This window comes from Blautia hominis (assembly GCA_002270465.1).
Lineage (GTDB): Bacteria > Bacillota > Clostridia > Lachnospirales > Lachnospiraceae > Blautia > Blautia hominis.
Map to the genome: position 1 here is coordinate 165,088 of NQOF01000005.1, position 15,085 is coordinate 180,172.

Consider the following 15,085-nt stretch of genomic DNA (forward strand, 5'->3'; position numbering starts at 1 on the left):
ACAGATTTACACCCCCGCCTCATAAAAAATAAAAGGTAACTGTCCAGGCAACAGGAAGACCTGCTGGATTGTTACGATAAAAGGAGCTAAGCATATGTCACAAGCAAAACCGGTAAGAATCTGGGAGGAACCCTGCGTTATCCCCACCTACAAAGTCTATCCCCCGGAAAAAAGCCCCCTTTTTATTGAAAAACGGGCTTATCAGGGAAGCACCGGAAAAGTATATCCGCTTCCGGTAACGGAAAAGATCTCTGACACAAAAGAGGACGTAACCTATCATGCCGTCTGCCTGGAAAATGAATATTTAAAGGTGATGGTACTCCCCGAACTGGGGGGCCGTATCCAGAGAGCCTATGACAAGACCAATGGGTACGATTTTGTCTATTACAACCATGTGATCAAACCTGCGCTGGTAGGGCTTACCGGGCCATGGATTTCAGGGGGAATCGAATTTAACTGGCCTCAGCACCACCGTCCCTCCACGTACTCCCCGGTGGAATATACCACAAAGGAGAATCCGGACGGCTCCTGCACCGTATTTGTCAGTGAGATTGATAAGATGTACGGTACAAAAGGCATGGCATCCATCACTCTGTATCCCCAAAAGGCCTATATTGAGATCAAGGGACAGCTTTACAACAATACAGATCTCCCCCAGACGTTCCTGTGGTGGGCCAATCCTGCTGTCCCGGTAAATGACCATACCTACTCCGTATTTCCGCCGGATGTGAACGCTGTTATGGACCACGGAAAACGGGCGGTTTCCACCTTCCCTATTGCCACAGGGGAATATTATAAATGTGACTACTCCGCGGGTGTGGACATTTCCCGTTATAAAAACGTGAAGGTTCCCACCTCCTATATGGCTGCCCACTCAGATTATGATTTTATTGGAAACTATGACGAAAAAGAGGAGGCCGGGCTGCTGCATGTGGCTGACCACCACATTTCCCCCGGCAAAAAGCAGTGGACCTGGGGAAACGGGGATTTTGGCCGTACCTGGGACAGAAACCTGACAGACGAGGACGGTCCCTACATAGAACTGATGACCGGGGTTTTCACAGACAACCAGCCGGATTTCACCTGGCTGAAGCCACAGGAAGAGAAGACTTTTGTCCAGTATTTTATGCCTTACAAAGGTGTGGGCAGAGTTGGCAATGCCACAAAGGAGGCCATGGTCAGCATCAGCACCCCCGCCGCCGACGGCTCGGTCACCTTAAAAGTCTATACCACGGGAGTTTATGAACATGCATCCATCCATGTTTTGGAAAAGGATCAGATCCTCTGTGAGACATCTGCGGACCTGACACCTGAAAAATGCTATGAAGTCTCATTCCCGGCACCCGTCCATATGCCGGACTGTAAGGTGACGGTATCCCACAGCGGCAGAGTCCTGGTTGAATATGCGGTTTATGAAGAAAAGCTGAAACCCATCCCTGAACCCGCCAGTCCTATGAAAGCTCCCCAGGATATGAGATCCACGGAAGAGCTTTACCTGGCGGCTTCCCACCTGGAACAGTACCGTCATGCCACCTATGATCCGGCTGCCTATTATCTGGAAGGCCTCAGACGGGACGCCACGGATATCCGCCTGAACAATGGATACGGCCTCCTGCTTTTTAGAAGAGGGCATATAAAAGACAGCATCCGCCACTTTCAGGCCGCCGTGGAAAAACAGACCCGGAAAAATCCTAACCCCTATACCGGGGAATGTTATTTTAATCTGGGGCTGGCCCTGGAAGCTGACGGGCAGGAGGAGCAGGCATTCGATGCCTTCTACAAATCCACATGGAGCGCTGAGACACAGAGTACAGGTTTTTACTGGCTTGCCTGCCTGTCCGCCCGAAAAGGAAAATATGAGGAGGCCCTGGAATTTGCCGAAAAAGCTCTGCTGCGCAACTGGCACAGCATGAAAGTCCGCACCCTGAAAGCAGCTCTCATGAGAAAACTTGGCAGAGATAACACCGACCTGGTGGAGGAAAGCCTTTCCATTGACCCGTTATATATGGGATGCCTGTATGAAAAAGCAGTCTCCTCCGGCACATTCCTGTTCTGGAAAGAGAAAATGCGCAGGGAAGCCCACAATTACCTGGAACTTTCCTATCTGTATAAAAACGCGGGGCTGTATGAAGATGCGCTGAGGATCCTGGAAGCCTGCGAGGCTGAAAATCCCATGCTGTTTTATTACCAATCCAGCATCCATCTGCTGACAGACAACCGGGAGGCTGCCCTTGCCTGTGCAAAAAGGGCCGAGGCCGCACCTTCTGATTACTGTTTCCCTAACCGGACCCAGGAATACGGCATTCTGGCGGATGCGGTAAACCTGCTGGAGTCCGCCCCCATGGCACACTACTATCTCGGTAACCTTCTGTATGATAAAAAGCAGTATGAGGAAGCCATTGTCCACTGGGAACTATCCGCAGCGGAAAAACCGGACTTTGCCATGACATGCCGCAATCTTGCCATTGCTTACTATAATAAGAAAAACCTGCCTGAAAAGGCTATGGAGATGATGGAAAAAGCCTGCGGCCTGGACAGCACTTATCCGAGGCTGTGGCTTGAATACGACCAATTGGCAGCCAAACTTTGTATTCCGGTAAAAGAGCGCCTTAAAACCATGGAATCCCACCCAAAGATCACAGCACACAGAGATGACTTATACCTGCGATATATCACTCTCCTGAATGGTACCGGACGTTACAGGGATGCCCTTGCCGCTCTCACTTCCCGGCAATTCCATCCGTGGGAAGGCGGCGAAGGAAAGGTAAGCGCCCAGTATCATTTTGCCCTGATACGTCTGGCGGAGGAAAAACTGGAAGAAAATGAACCGAAGAAGGCCTTTTCTCTCCTAAAATCATCCCTCACCTATCCGGAAAATCTGGGAGAGGGAAAACTGCCCAATGTGCCGGATAATGAAGCCTTCTACTTCATGGGAAAGGCCTGCCGTATGATGGGGCAGGAAGAAGAATCCGTTAAATATTTCCGCCTGGCTGCCTCAGGCTCCCAGGAACCGTCCTCCGTCCTCTATTACAATGACCAGCCATCTGATTATATCTACTATCAGGGGCTTGCATACCGGGAACTGGGGGAGGAAAACGCGGCAAGAAAATCCTTCCATCAGCTTATCACCTACGGGGAAAAACATCTCTTTGATAAGGTATCCTATGATTTCTTTGCCGTCTCCCTGCCGGAGATCGAGGTCTTCCAGGATGATCTGCCGCTTAGGAATACCCAATACTGCCGCTACTTAAGAGCGCTGGGCGCAGCCGGACTTGGTGAAAAAGAAAAAGCAGTATCACTGCTGAAAGAGATTCTGGGGAAACAAAATGATCATTTTAAAGCAGAAGCGTTTCTGCGAGAATTGAAATATCGTAAAAGTTTGTAAAGGATGAAGGAGACATGGTTATTTTTTGTTGAACTTTATGTCCTTTTATGTTATAGTACTGATAGAGAGAGGTTTAGCCATCCACATAGGTGGCAGCCTCGTGGGATTTTATTTCACACCTACCCTGTTGTGCTGAACAGGGTAGGTATTTTTATTTTCGCTTGTGTCTACTCTCTATGTAGGCAAGCAGTGTTATAATGAATATTCCAAAGGATAACATTATTGATATCGCCTCGAATGCACTCACCTCACACCACCTCCCTTCTTTATCCGTTAGGGAGGCTATTACCCTGTACATGGCTAAACCCTGTTATAAGTTTATCACGATTCATATCCTGTTAACAATAAAATTCTTTAAAAATACTTACTAATTATTTGCAATCAACACGCTTATAATTTTTGTTATTTTGTATAGCTCTCTTATTTCTGTCCAAGAAGAAGGACCAACCCCCCCTTTTAAGGGTTTTGGTCCTTCTCTTATCAGCCGTCAGGCCGTCTTTACATTTTTACTGAATAAAGTCTTAATCCCATCAACCGCCATGATCACAGCCAGAACTACAATAGGAACGATCAGCGCACACTGGAGTCCCTCCACGAGAGCCTGCCCGGTTCCTCCTGCCAGCTTCAGCACATTGTTCTTAAATGTGAGAACCAGAGTACTGAGCGTTGCCGCAAGCATGAAGAACATAGGGAAGTAGAACATCTTGTTGTTTTTCCCAATCCTTTTCAGCCAGCAGGAAACTGCCAAAAATGCAGGGACAGATACAAGCTGGTTGCAGGCTCCGAACAAAGCCCATATCTTTTGATATCCGGCAATTGTAAGAAGCGCTGCGCATGCAATGGTGATCACGGTTGCCACATACATGTTGCTGAGGATATTCTTTCCTCCGTCCTTTTTAAAAGCAAACAGCTCCTGGAACAGGAAACGTCCAAGACGTGTAGCTGTATCCAGAGATGTGAGAGCGAATGCGGAAATAGCCAGAAGAATGATCGTCTTCATGGTTGTGACTGCCATATCCCCCATTCCCATATTTGCAAAGAAGGTGCTGATCGCCGTGGCAAAAACTACCGGTGGTGTACCGATCTCCGCATAGGCACCGTCAGAAGTCAGATATCCCACAGCGATCAAAGCGATAACTGCAAGCACACACTCGATGAGCATGGAACCATACCCTATAAGCTTTGCGTCCTTCTCGCTGTTGAGCTGTTTTGAGGTGGTACCTGACCCGATCAGGCTGTGGAATCCTGACACTGCACCACAGGCCACTGTGATAAACAGGAACGGGAACAATGTCTGCCCCCCGATATTCCATCCGGTAAATGCTTTGAGCTGTACATCCGGATTGGTAAAGAAAATACCGATAGCTGCGGCGATCATCATAAAATACAGCAGAAAACTGTTCAGATAATCACGGGGCTGCAGCAAGATCCACACAGGCGCCACAGAAGCAATAAATATATAAATAAAAATAACCACAAGCCATGCTGTTTTTGAAAAATAAATCGGGCATTTAAGTCCCACAAAGATGCACAGTGCCAGAAGAAGGACACCGGCAACGGTTGTGATACCCAGATTTATGTTTTTCCGGTTGAGAAAACCGAATCCCACAGCCAGGGGAATGAACAGCATAGATGCCATAGCTACAGAACCATTGGCAGCATTTTTTACCATATCCCCGTCTGCATTGGCCGTGAATCCGGCAAAGGTTCCCGCCACAATATCCGCAAATGCCGCGACAACCAGAATCAGTACCAGCCAGGCAAACACTGTAAAGCATACCTTTGATTTATGGGAAATATTCTCTTCAATAACTTCACCCAGAGATTTTCCTTTGTGGCGGATGGATGCAAACAATGCGGAAAAATCCTGCACTGCTCCGAAAAAGATACCTCCGATAACGATCCACAAAAGCACAGGCACCCATCCAAAAATAGCTGCCTGAATAGGTCCGTTGATAGGACCCGCGCCCGCGATGGATGAAAAATGATGTCCCAGCAGTACAGGTGCTTTGGCAGGCACAAAGTCCACGCCGTCCTCCTCCGTATGTGCCGGTGTCTCATGTTTGGGATCCACGCCCCACTGTTTTGCCAGCCAGGAACCGTAGGTCACATAGGCAATCACGAAAATCAAAATTGCCACACCCAGAATTACAACTCCACTCATAACTCATTTCCTCCTCTTATTAGATGATATGTAACTGTGAAGGTGCTGTACAGTTACGGTGATATTTAAAAAGATGGAAACATCTTTTTATATCCTTTTACCAAATCCTTTGCCGCAGCGTTGCCATAAATCCTGTGGTTCTCCATATCAAAAAGCACCACACGCTCCTCCGAAAATCCCCGTACGGCAAACCGGTAATTTTTTCTGAATTTCAGTTTTTTCAGCGAGTTTACCGCCTCGTCAGAGACCGCCTTCTCAGAGATAAACACGCCTGTCAGATAAGTATACATGTGATCCTTAACCGGCTCCTGCTCCCCGCCTCTGACCAGCTCAGGTTCCATATATTCTAAGAGCTGCTTCTGAAAGCGCAGGATATCCCCATTCTGGACCACATCCCTGCATTGAAAAAAAGCGTGTTCAAAACAGTGCGCACGCCACAGCTCCGCCCGTTTTACCAGTACATATTTGGCACTGGTCATGCAGAATCCGGCATAGGCATCATAAACCTCTCCATGAAACTCATACGGCTCCTCCACATCAAAATTTGACCTGTATGTATCGACTATCTTATCCAGTATGTACTCACTATTCATTTTATTCTCCACATAAAAGCTGTATTAGGTTTCAGTAGTAATTTATTAACTTTATAAAGTAATTATAAAATTTATATAAAATATACCATTATATTATAAATATTACAACCCCTTTGTTTCATTTTTCATATCTACCATAACTTACAGTTATATCACAACTCCCCGCACCCTCTCCCTTGGGATTTCCATGCCTGTCCCGAAATTGCTTGCGCACGCCTTTTTTCGGGCAGAAAAAAACACGCACAGATTTCATATCCATGCGTGTTTTCCCTCTATTCCATATTATTTTTTGGCTTTCCCCGTGACTTCCTTCATCCGAATCTTCCAGATACCTGTCACTTTCAGACTTTTTCTGACCGCATCTTCAAATTCGCCCATATTTGCAGGGGTGTGGCGCTCACACAGAATTCTGAGGGCATTGATCTTCTCCCGGTCATCTGTCACTTCCTCTGCGTGTCCGCTGATAATGGCTGATTCAAACTTTGTGGTAAACTGATCCTCAAGCCGTTTTGTGTCTCCCACACATACCAGGCAGACCTGTGGGTTCTGCTTTAAGATATCTATTTTCCTGCCCGCCTTTGCCGTGTGAAAATAGATGGCATCCCCGTCTCTGACTATGGTTATGGGTACCGCATAGGGCATCCCTTCCCGGTCTGTCATAGACAGCACAGCCCATTCACATTTGTCTGATACTTCCAAAGCAAACTCCCGTGACATTTCCCTGTCTTTTCTTCTCATACATATCCTCCTGTTCTGTCAGCCCTGTCCGCAGACCGGCCAAATGTCATCCCAGGATCTTTTTTAAATCCTCATCCGGTGTGCTGACAGGTGAAATCTGGAAATTATCTACCAGATAGTTTAACACATTTTTTGACACAAAGGCAGGTAATGTTGGTCCGAGATAGATATTTTTTATCCCCAGGTGCAGAAGTGTCAGCAGGATACTTACGGCTTTCTGCTCGTACCAGGAGAGTACCAGGGTCAGCGGCAGTTCATTGACACCGCAGTGAAAGGCTTCTGCCAGAGCAGACGCCACCTTAACGGCACCAAAAGCGTCATTACACTGACCCATATCCATGAGTCTGGGAAGGCCCCCGATCTCCCCCAGATCCAGGTCATTGAAACGGTATTTTCCGCAGGCCAGCGTGAGGATGACGGAATCCTTTGGCGCCTTCTGAACAAATTCTGTATAGTAGTTTCTCCCTGTTCTGGCGCCGTCACATCCCCCTACCAGGAAAAAGTGGCTGATCTGACCTGCTTTGACAGCCTCAACCACCTGGTCTGCCGCACTCAAAATGGTGTTGTGCCCAAAGCCCGTTGTCAGAGTGCTTCCTCCGTTGATGCCGGAAAAAGTCCTGTCCTCTGAATATCCTTTCAGTTCTATTGCTTTCTCAATGACCGCAGAGAAATCCCTGTCTTCCCCCACATGGGTCATGCCCGGATAGCTGACAACGCCTGTGGTGAATACCCTGTCCCTGTAGCTGTCTTTCGGAGGCATAATGCAGTTGGTGGTAAAAAGGATTGGAGCCGGAAGGCCGGCAAACTCTTTTTGCTGGTTCTGCCATGCAGTGCCGAAGTTTCCTTTCAGATGTGCATATTTTCTAAGCTCCGGATAAGCATGTGCAGGCAGCATCTCCCCGTGTGTATAAATGTTGATGCCTTTTCCCTCTGTCTGTTCAAGAAGCAGTTTCAAGTCTCTCAGGTCATGGCCCGAAATGACAATGAACGGCCCTTTTTCCACTTTCATCTCCACCTTGGCCGGCGCAGGAATCCCATAAGTCTCTGTGTTTGCTTTATCCAGCAGTTCCATACACTTAAAATTCACTGCCCCCTCTTCCATGACCAGAGGAAGCAGATTCTCCATCTCTCTGTCCTGGCCGATAGCTGCCATCCCTTTATAGAAAAATGCGTTTACCTGATCATTGGTATATCCCAGGACCATGGCATGGTAAGCATAGGCCGCGGTACCTCTCAGTCCAAACAGCAGAAGGGATTTCAGGGAACGGATATCTTCCTGGTCCTTCCAAAGTTTTTCCATAGGATAATCAGCGGTCCTTCCGCAGGGTTCCTGACAGGACATACATCCGGGTACATACTTTGCAGTCTCCTGATGCACTGCCTCAATCTGCTTTTTCAGGGATTCATCATCAAAATTCACATTTGTCAAAGTTGCAAACAGGCCCTCCATCATGAGGCGGTCTGTCTCCGGTTCCGCTTTATCCTCCCCCACCGCTTGGGCAAGTCCGATCAAAGCCCCTGTCAGCTCATCCTGAAGCTTTGCGGTGGTATCCTGTTTCCCGCACACTCCTCTGTTCCCTTTGCATCCGCTGCATCCTGCAGTCTGTTCACATTGATAACAAAACATTTTTTCTTCCATCCTTGTTTTCCTCTCCTTTTCTGTTGGGCACATCTATCGTGCCATGGTCTTTTTATGATACAGCCTATATTAAACGGAGACACTATCTCTCCAGCAGATCACCCTGGGTAGATACCGTTACCACCTGAAGGGGGATTTCTTTTCCGGATCTTGAGAGAGCTGCTTTCACCGCACGCTCTATGCCGCTGCAGCACGGAACCTCCATACGCAGGACCGTCACGCTTTTTACCTCATTTATCCCCAGGACCTCCGACAGTTTCTCAGAATAATCCACACTGTCCAGCTTGGGACAGCCGATAAGCACTACCCTGTCTTTCATAAACTCCCCATGAAATCCCGCATAGGCATATGCTGTGCAGTCCGCTGCGATCAGCAGGTCTGCCTCCTGAAAAAAGGATGCTGCCGGAGATACCAGTTTTATCTGCACCGGCCAGGGGCGGGAACCACTCTCCTCAAAAGCTATGGCCCCTGTGGGACATACCGGAAGGCAGTCTCCGATACCGTCACACAATTCTTTCTTCAAAAGCTTTGCCTTGCCGTTCACCATGCCTATGGCACCCTCATGGCAGGCACCTGCACACAGACCGCAGCCGTTGCATTTACTTTCATCTATCTGAACCAGTTTTCTTGCCATTGCATTTCCTCCTCTGTTCTTGTCTTTTCATGGATAATATACTATAATAAAAACAATAATTCTGTTGTAGGTACAACAAGCAAGAAAGGATTCTAACATTTATGCGCGCATATCCCATAAAAGATTTAAAACACTCCCCTTTATTTCGGGGAATCACTGAAGATGAACTTGGCACCATGCTGGACTGTCTGTCAGGAACTATACGAAAATATAAAAAGGACGCCTCCATCTTCCGATGGGGCGACCAGATCTCACAGATTGGGCTTATATTGAAAGGCAACGTCCATATTGTAAGGGAAAGCTATTGGGGAAAGGAATCTCTGCTCGCCCGGCTGGGTCCGGGGGACCTGTTCGGGGAAACTTATGCCTGTGTTCCTCAGGCCGCTTTTGACGGCACAGCTCTGGCCGCGGCTGATACGGAAATCCTGTTTCTGGATCTGAAACGCGTGCTGACTACCTGTTCCTCAGCCTGCCGCTTTCATACCAGACTGATCCAAAATCTACTCGGTGTACTGGCAGAAAAGAACCTCCATTTTTCCAGAAAAATAGACTGCCTGGCACCTCACACCATCCGTGCCAAACTGATGGAATACTTTTCACAGCAGACAAGGCTTCAGGGCACCAGAACTTTTACCATTCCCTTTAACAGGCAGCAGCTCGCAGACTATCTGTCTGTTGACAGAAGCTCCATGACGGTGGAATTGTATAAAATGAAGGATGAGGGTCTGATTGAATTTCAGAAGAATCAGTTCACAGTCTGCTGAAAATGATTTTCTCCACATTATTTACTTGGCAGGTTAATTGGAGTGCAATATATTAAACTACACCATTATTAATAAAAATAGGTGCGCATTAATATAAGGAGTGCAATACCGCCGAATGGATTGACTTATCTGCTGTAAAATGAATCTGTAACTAAAAAGGACACTTCCTCATGCGAAATGTCCTTTTTACTCCAGCCAGCACTGTTTATCCTTTTGATTTGCGAAAGTATCTCGATACGGACTGGCCTTTTTTTACTCCAGCCAGCACTGTTTCTCCCCAATCTTACTGGTAAAGATACGTCCTCTGTCCTTCTCATCTTTTGCCTGGTGATATTTAAACAGCATATTGCCGTCCCCCATCTCACCTAAGATCTCAATCTTGCCGGTTACATGGGAGAGGACATAGCGGAAACATTTTCCCTGGCCGCTCTGCATCTGTTTTGCGCGCTCCACAATGCGGAAGGCCTCATGCAGAGGCACCTGGAACTGGCTGTGTACTCCGGTCACAGGCCTGCACTGGAACACATAATAGGGAATAATACCCATGGCTGTGGTCTCCTGCAGAAGTTTGCCCAGGATTTCCGGCCTGTCATTTACCCCTTTTAACAGCACTGTTTGGTTCTTCACTACAATTCCGGCACGCATCAGGGTATGTACGGCTTCTGCCGCCTCCTCCGTCAGCTCCCTGGGATGGTTGAACTGGGTGACAACGTAAATCTGTTTCTTCTTTCCATACGCAGTAAGCATATCCACCAGTTCCGGATCTGTGGTGATCCTCTGAGGAAGCACCACAGGGGTTCTGCTGCCGAACCGGATCAGGTTCAGATGTTCGATCCCTGAAAATTCCTCCAAATACTTTCTAATGGTCCGGTTGCTGTTGAGAAACGCGTCTCCGCCGGACACCAGCACATTATTGATCTCCTCATGCTGCCGCACATACTGGGCCATTTCGCTGATATACTCCGCGATCTCATCACCTGACAGCCCTACCAGGCGCTTGCGGAAGCAGTGACGACAGTACATGGCGCACTGATTTGTGGAGAGTATCAGCACCGTGGCATCATACTTATGCTGCATACCCGTCATAACTGTGTTATCATGCTCACCGCTGGTATCCATCTCGCCTCCGGCCTTCAGTTCCGCATCTGCCGGGATACAGAGTTTTCTTATGGGATCCTCCGGGTCATTTTCGTCCACAAGAGACAAATAATAAGGATTCACAAACATGGGAAACATATCCTGAATCTTACAAAGCGCAGGAAGCTCCTCCTCTGTAATATGCAGGCGTCCTGCAAGCTCCCTGACATCATCGTATCCGTTTTTTAATAACTCTTTCCAATCTGCCATAATCATGTCTCCCCTTTCTTCTTCCTGACAGCCGAATGCTGCCTTTTTTCACATCGTAAACACTGTATAAAAGTATTGTACTAAATTTCCTTGGAGATTTCATCATTTTTCCTTTAATTTTTATCCAATATTTACAAAATGTTTATATTTTCGTGTATGATTATGACAAATAGATTGTTTTTTTGCGGCCTATTTCTGTTCACAAACGTAACCATCCAGTAGGTCTGCGCATTCACTGCGCTGACCAAAGCATTCCGCAGCCAGGCGAAAATCCCATTGCCAAAGGCGATCCTGCATGGATTTTGCGTGTAACTGTGATGGTACTGAACCGTTACTCACAAACCATGATATGCTCCCCGTGAAGGTCCCTGCGTCCCGTAAATCGGAAACCGGCATTTTTATACATACCGGCAGCTACATCGTTTCCCTCAATAACACTCAGGTATATTTTCTTTCTGCCGTATTCCTTTCTGAGCCGTTCCAGTAAAAGGTGCAGTGCTGCTTTGCCATATCCTTTTCCCTGATATTTCTCATCGATCAAAAGCCTGTCCATCCAGACCCGACCGACCGGAAAATACTCCCAGAAAAATCCGTACATGGCAAATCCCACCAGCTCCTCCCCGTGGTAGATTCCCACAGGTCTCCAGCTTTTCCTTTTATCCGCCTCATCCAGGCACTGCTGTACACTCTCAATAAAATGCTCCTGCCCTTTTCCCACCTTAAGCTGCAGGACATCTGCTCTGTTCTCCTCTGTGACCGGTTTAAAAGTTATATTCATAAAGATACATCTCCAGACGGAATCTCTGCCCACGGGGACTCACCAACAGTTCACGGCAGTCCAGGCGCTCAAACTCCTGGCTTTCATAAAATTTATAATTACAGGTATTATCGGTATAGACATAGACACCTTCTGCGTTTTTGGCCCGGAAATAGCCTCTTAACTGTCCCCACAGTTCCTTTCCCACGCCGCAGCCTCTGACTGCCTTTGACACGGCAAAGAATACAACCTCCCCGTCAAACTTCTTTCCGCAGCCTTCCAACATCTCTTTGTCTGTTTTGTCAAATCCCCGGAACTGTCTGCCCACTTTCCTTCCGTCCCCGGACAGCATCAGTCTCAGGCCGCTGAAAAAACTTTTTATGTGCATACCCACATTCATTTTCCTGTCACCGTTATACTGCCCGATAATGATCCCCACAACCCTGTCCCTGCAGACAGCCACCCTGGCAAAGGTTTTCTGTGTCAGACAGCCTCTCAGATATACCTTTGCCATCTGCTTTGCTGTGGACGGCTTGTCGCAGATGCTGTCATAGTTCCATGTGTCCCTGATAATCTTCTCAATGTAGGGATAATCCTTTTTTTCTAAATCCCTGTAAGTTACATTCAACTTTCTTTGTTTCATCATTCCACCTCATTAAATGCCGCCCCCTATTCCGGGGGTACCCGGCTTTATTTGCTGTCATATGCTATTCTAAACTATACACCAGCTGTAAGGTCAAGAAATAAACTATGAAAAATGCATGAATCCAATCTAAAAAGGCATGGTCCTGTGATTTTGCATTCACAGAACACCATGCCTTTTAACTAATTACCGGCATTTGCCGATCCCATTGGGAGTCAAATATACGGATCAGGAACAATAAATATTCAGCGCATCCCTCAAAAATTCAGCGGCTCCGTCCTGAATCCGGTCGTAATAAGCCTTGAACCGCTCATCCGCTGCATACATCTCTCCCATTCCTCTGTGGGCCTCCCTGGAATATGCGCTGTCGCTCCAGAACATGCACAGCCACTGCCTGTGCAGATCACAAGCCTTCTGCGCAGTCTTCCCTGCCGGATCTCCCTCCGCCATGGCTGCCTTCAGGGTTTCCATGATCTCCCCGCTTAAATCTTCCTGTTTTTTCCACTCTTCCTTGCTCATACCCGCAAGCTTCCTGTTGGACGCCTCAACAGCTTCCTCCCCGTAGGCTTCACGCACCTCCCTGCCGTATTTCTCTTCATTTTCTTTTATCAGATCACGTTTAAATCCTTCAAATTTTTCTTTGTCGCTCATAATAGCTCTTCCTTTCATAGAATCCAGAGTCTTCCTGACATTGTAGATCAGGATCTCAGTCTGTCTTTTTTTCTGCAGAAGGGCTGTAAGATGTTCTTCCAGGGCTTTCTCCCTGTCAAATCCGGGATTTTTCACAATCTCCCTGATCTCTTCCAGGGGCAGGCCAAGCTCACGGTAAAACAGGATCTGCTGCAGCAGATCCACCTGCATCTGCCCGTAGATGCGGTAGCCGTTTGGATTTACCCGTTCGGGCCTGAGTAATCCAATCTCGTCGTAATACCGGAGTGTCCGCTTGCTGACCCCGGATACCTGTGCCAGCCGGTTCACTGTATATTCCATCTTTCCACCTCCTTCACTTGAAAGGATAAGGGTTTACGCAGCGTGAATGTCAATACTTTTTTTTAAGAAATTTTATTTCTTCTCTTTTCCAGAACTTCCGTTATGGTTCCGTGCTTTTTATCCAGGTCAAAAAACAGTGCAGCCAGAATTCCCAGTCCTGAGAGTACAGCCGGGATCCAGAATACATTTCCTTTGATAGCCGCAAGGGCTTTTGCAGACTGGGCACTGCCGGCTGTATAACCGCCTGCCCCCAAAACAATGGAGGAGATGATGGGTGCAAACGCGATTCCCAGCTTATTGGTGCACATCATCACAGAAGTCATGATTCCCTGAGGCCTTTCCCCTGTCAGATACTCCACCTCATCCATAGTATCGGAACATGCGGAATACAATGGGCCTGTACAAAGGTTGGAGGCCACGCCGCAGAGAAAATTAAACACAACCTGTCCTGCCACATTTCTGCCGGAAACTGCCATACCCAGTATAGAGAGTATCATTCCCATACTCCCCAGGACCATGCATTTCCTGTTCCCCACCCGGTCAAGCACCTGCCCGATAAACGGGGAGCTGACCAGCATGGATATGGGCGACATGGCCAGAAGCAGGGTTGCCAGGTCTTCATTCTCAAGCACATATTTGGCATAATAGACAATCCCGGAAGTCCGCAGCGTGAGCGCGCAGGTAATAAGAAGTGCTACAGCGCAGAGGGCTGTCCAGGAACGGCTTTTGAGGGCATGTCGCAGCTCATCCAAAATTTTCACCTGCTCAGACTGCACAGCAATTCTCTCCCGGCACTGGACCATACAGTTCATAAGAAAAACTGCGCTTATCACCGCAAATACAAGTCCGGTAAAAATGTACCCCTTTTTGCCGCCCCCCAAAAGAGCCACAAGGGGAAGGGTACAGGCATTGGATATCATGCTTCCCACTCCAATCCCCATAAGCTTATAGTTATTGATGCTTCTCCTCTGCTTTACATTGCCGGTCATCAAGGAGAGAAGTGTACCATAGGCTGTGTTATTCACAGCATAAAGAATACAAAACATCAGATAGGTGAAGAACGCGAATGCTGTCTTACCTGCCGCAGATACATCCGGCACTGCAAACATGAGAAAGAAAAACAGCATCAGCGGTATGGTGGTTGCGTAAAGAAACGGTTTTGTCCTGCCCAGCCGCGAATGGACCTTATCAATAGCCACACCGGTAGCCAGGTTGGTAAAAGCCTCAATGATCCTGGCAGCTCCCAGAATGAGGCCCACAGCCGCCACAGAAATCCCCACCGTATCGGTATAATAGTAAGACAGGTAAGCTGAAGTCACCCCAAACGTAATACAGTTGGCAGCATCACCGCCTCCGAAGCTCAGCTTCTCCATTGTTGTAAGCGGTCTCTTTTCCATGGTTCCATCCTCCGTATGCATTGCCCGCTAAAAA

Annotated in this window: 13 protein-coding genes; 2 read left to right on the forward strand and 11 right to left on the reverse strand. The window is 47.7% G+C overall.

Annotated features, from left to right (window positions below):
- The first annotated feature begins 94 nt into the window (after positions 1-94).
- The gene (locus CI595_RS17205) at positions 95-3,385 is read left to right on the forward strand and encodes a tetratricopeptide repeat protein (RefSeq protein WP_095174869.1); all 3,291 of its coding nucleotides are present in this window, start codon (positions 95-97) and stop codon (positions 3,383-3,385) included.
- Positions 3,386-3,536: 151 nt separating this feature from the next.
- Here the strand turns inward: CI595_RS17205 and CI595_RS27190 are convergent, their stop codons facing one another.
- The 6 genes from CI595_RS27190 to CI595_RS17235 all read right to left on the reverse strand — a co-directional run bounded on the left by CI595_RS27190 (position 3,537) and on the right by CI595_RS17235 (position 9,153).
- Positions 3,537-3,683, reverse strand: coding sequence for a putative holin-like toxin (locus tag CI595_RS27190; protein WP_095174870.1), 147 nt, complete (start codon positions 3,681-3,683; stop codon positions 3,537-3,539).
- A 189-nt stretch (positions 3,684-3,872) separates the two neighbouring features.
- Positions 3,873-5,549, reverse strand: coding sequence for a carbon starvation CstA family protein (locus CI595_RS17215; RefSeq protein ID WP_095174871.1), 1,677 nt, complete (start codon positions 5,547-5,549; stop codon positions 3,873-3,875).
- A 65-nt stretch (positions 5,550-5,614) separates the two neighbouring features.
- Positions 5,615-6,142, reverse strand: coding sequence for a DUF8052 family protein (locus tag CI595_RS17220; protein WP_095174872.1), 528 nt, complete (start codon positions 6,140-6,142; stop codon positions 5,615-5,617).
- 282 nt (positions 6,143-6,424) lie between these two features.
- The gene (locus CI595_RS17225; protein ID WP_095174873.1) at positions 6,425-6,880 is read right to left on the reverse strand and encodes a pyridoxamine 5'-phosphate oxidase family protein; all 456 of its coding nucleotides are present in this window, start codon (positions 6,878-6,880) and stop codon (positions 6,425-6,427) included.
- A 46-nt stretch (positions 6,881-6,926) separates the two neighbouring features.
- Positions 6,927-8,519 (reverse strand): hydroxylamine reductase, encoded by a 1,593-nt coding sequence (gene hcp, locus CI595_RS17230; protein WP_187144037.1) that lies wholly within the window; start codon positions 8,517-8,519, stop codon positions 6,927-6,929.
- 82 nt (positions 8,520-8,601) lie between these two features.
- Complete coding sequence (locus CI595_RS17235) at positions 8,602-9,153, reverse strand: ATP-binding protein (protein ID WP_095174874.1); 552 nt, start codon at positions 9,151-9,153, stop codon at positions 8,602-8,604.
- Positions 9,154-9,254: 101 nt separating this feature from the next.
- On the opposite strand from CI595_RS17235, the gene CI595_RS17240 reads away from it, so the two are divergent.
- Positions 9,255-9,917 carry a Crp/Fnr family transcriptional regulator gene (locus CI595_RS17240; RefSeq protein WP_095174875.1) on the forward strand — a complete coding sequence of 221 codons (663 nt, stop codon included), beginning with the start codon at positions 9,255-9,257 and terminating at the stop codon, positions 9,915-9,917.
- A gap of 252 nt (positions 9,918-10,169) precedes the next feature.
- Here CI595_RS17240 and CI595_RS17245 read toward each other — a convergent pair whose 3' ends face one another.
- The 5 genes from CI595_RS17245 to CI595_RS17265 form a co-directional block, all read right to left on the reverse strand.
- Entirely contained in the window at positions 10,170-11,264 is a 1,095-nt protein-coding gene (locus tag CI595_RS17245) for a KamA family radical SAM protein (protein ID WP_095174876.1), read from the reverse strand.
- 331 nt (positions 11,265-11,595) lie between these two features.
- Complete coding sequence (locus CI595_RS17250; RefSeq protein ID WP_095174877.1) at positions 11,596-12,042, reverse strand: GNAT family N-acetyltransferase; 447 nt, start codon at positions 12,040-12,042, stop codon at positions 11,596-11,598.
- On the reverse strand, positions 12,026-12,667 hold the full coding sequence (locus tag CI595_RS17255) for a GNAT family N-acetyltransferase (RefSeq protein WP_095174878.1): 642 nt from the start codon (positions 12,665-12,667) through the stop codon (positions 12,026-12,028). Before CI595_RS17255 ends, CI595_RS17250 begins: the two co-directional genes overlap by 17 nt.
- Positions 12,668-12,892: 225 nt before the next feature.
- On the reverse strand, positions 12,893-13,654 hold the full coding sequence (locus CI595_RS17260) for a MerR family transcriptional regulator (protein ID WP_095174879.1): 762 nt from the start codon (positions 13,652-13,654) through the stop codon (positions 12,893-12,895).
- 62 nt (positions 13,655-13,716) lie between these two features.
- Positions 13,717-15,051 carry an MFS transporter gene (locus CI595_RS17265; protein ID WP_162291908.1) on the reverse strand — a complete coding sequence of 445 codons (1,335 nt, stop codon included), beginning with the start codon at positions 15,049-15,051 and terminating at the stop codon, positions 13,717-13,719.
- Between the last annotated feature and the right edge of the window lie 34 nt (positions 15,052-15,085).

Coding starts and splice junctions, on each gene's coding strand:
- CI595_RS17265 (WP_162291908.1), bottom strand. CDS start 15,051: ATGGAAAAGAGACCGCTTACAACAATGGAGAAGCTGAGCTTCGGAGGC.
- hcp (WP_187144037.1), bottom strand. CDS start 8,519: ATGGAAGAAAAAATGTTTTGTTATCAATGTGAACAGACTGCAGGATGC.
- CI595_RS17245 (WP_095174876.1), bottom strand. CDS start 11,264: ATGGCAGATTGGAAAGAGTTATTAAAAAACGGATACGATGATGTCAGG.
- CI595_RS17215 (WP_095174871.1), bottom strand. CDS start 5,549: ATGAGTGGAGTTGTAATTCTGGGTGTGGCAATTTTGATTTTCGTGATT.
- CI595_RS17225 (WP_095174873.1), bottom strand. CDS start 6,880: ATGAGAAGAAAAGACAGGGAAATGTCACGGGAGTTTGCTTTGGAAGTA.
- CI595_RS17240 (WP_095174875.1), top strand. CDS start 9,255: ATGCGCGCATATCCCATAAAAGATTTAAAACACTCCCCTTTATTTCGG.
- CI595_RS17205 (WP_095174869.1), top strand. CDS start 95: ATGTCACAAGCAAAACCGGTAAGAATCTGGGAGGAACCCTGCGTTATC.
- CI595_RS17220 (WP_095174872.1), bottom strand. CDS start 6,142: ATGAATAGTGAGTACATACTGGATAAGATAGTCGATACATACAGGTCA.
- CI595_RS17235 (WP_095174874.1), bottom strand. CDS start 9,153: ATGGCAAGAAAACTGGTTCAGATAGATGAAAGTAAATGCAACGGCTGC.
- CI595_RS17250 (WP_095174877.1), bottom strand. CDS start 12,042: ATGAATATAACTTTTAAACCGGTCACAGAGGAGAACAGAGCAGATGTC.
- CI595_RS17255 (WP_095174878.1), bottom strand. CDS start 12,667: ATGATGAAACAAAGAAAGTTGAATGTAACTTACAGGGATTTAGAAAAA.
- CI595_RS27190 (WP_095174870.1), bottom strand. CDS start 3,683: ATGTACAGGGTAATAGCCTCCCTAACGGATAAAGAAGGGAGGTGGTGT.
- CI595_RS17260 (WP_095174879.1), bottom strand. CDS start 13,654: ATGGAATATACAGTGAACCGGCTGGCACAGGTATCCGGGGTCAGCAAG.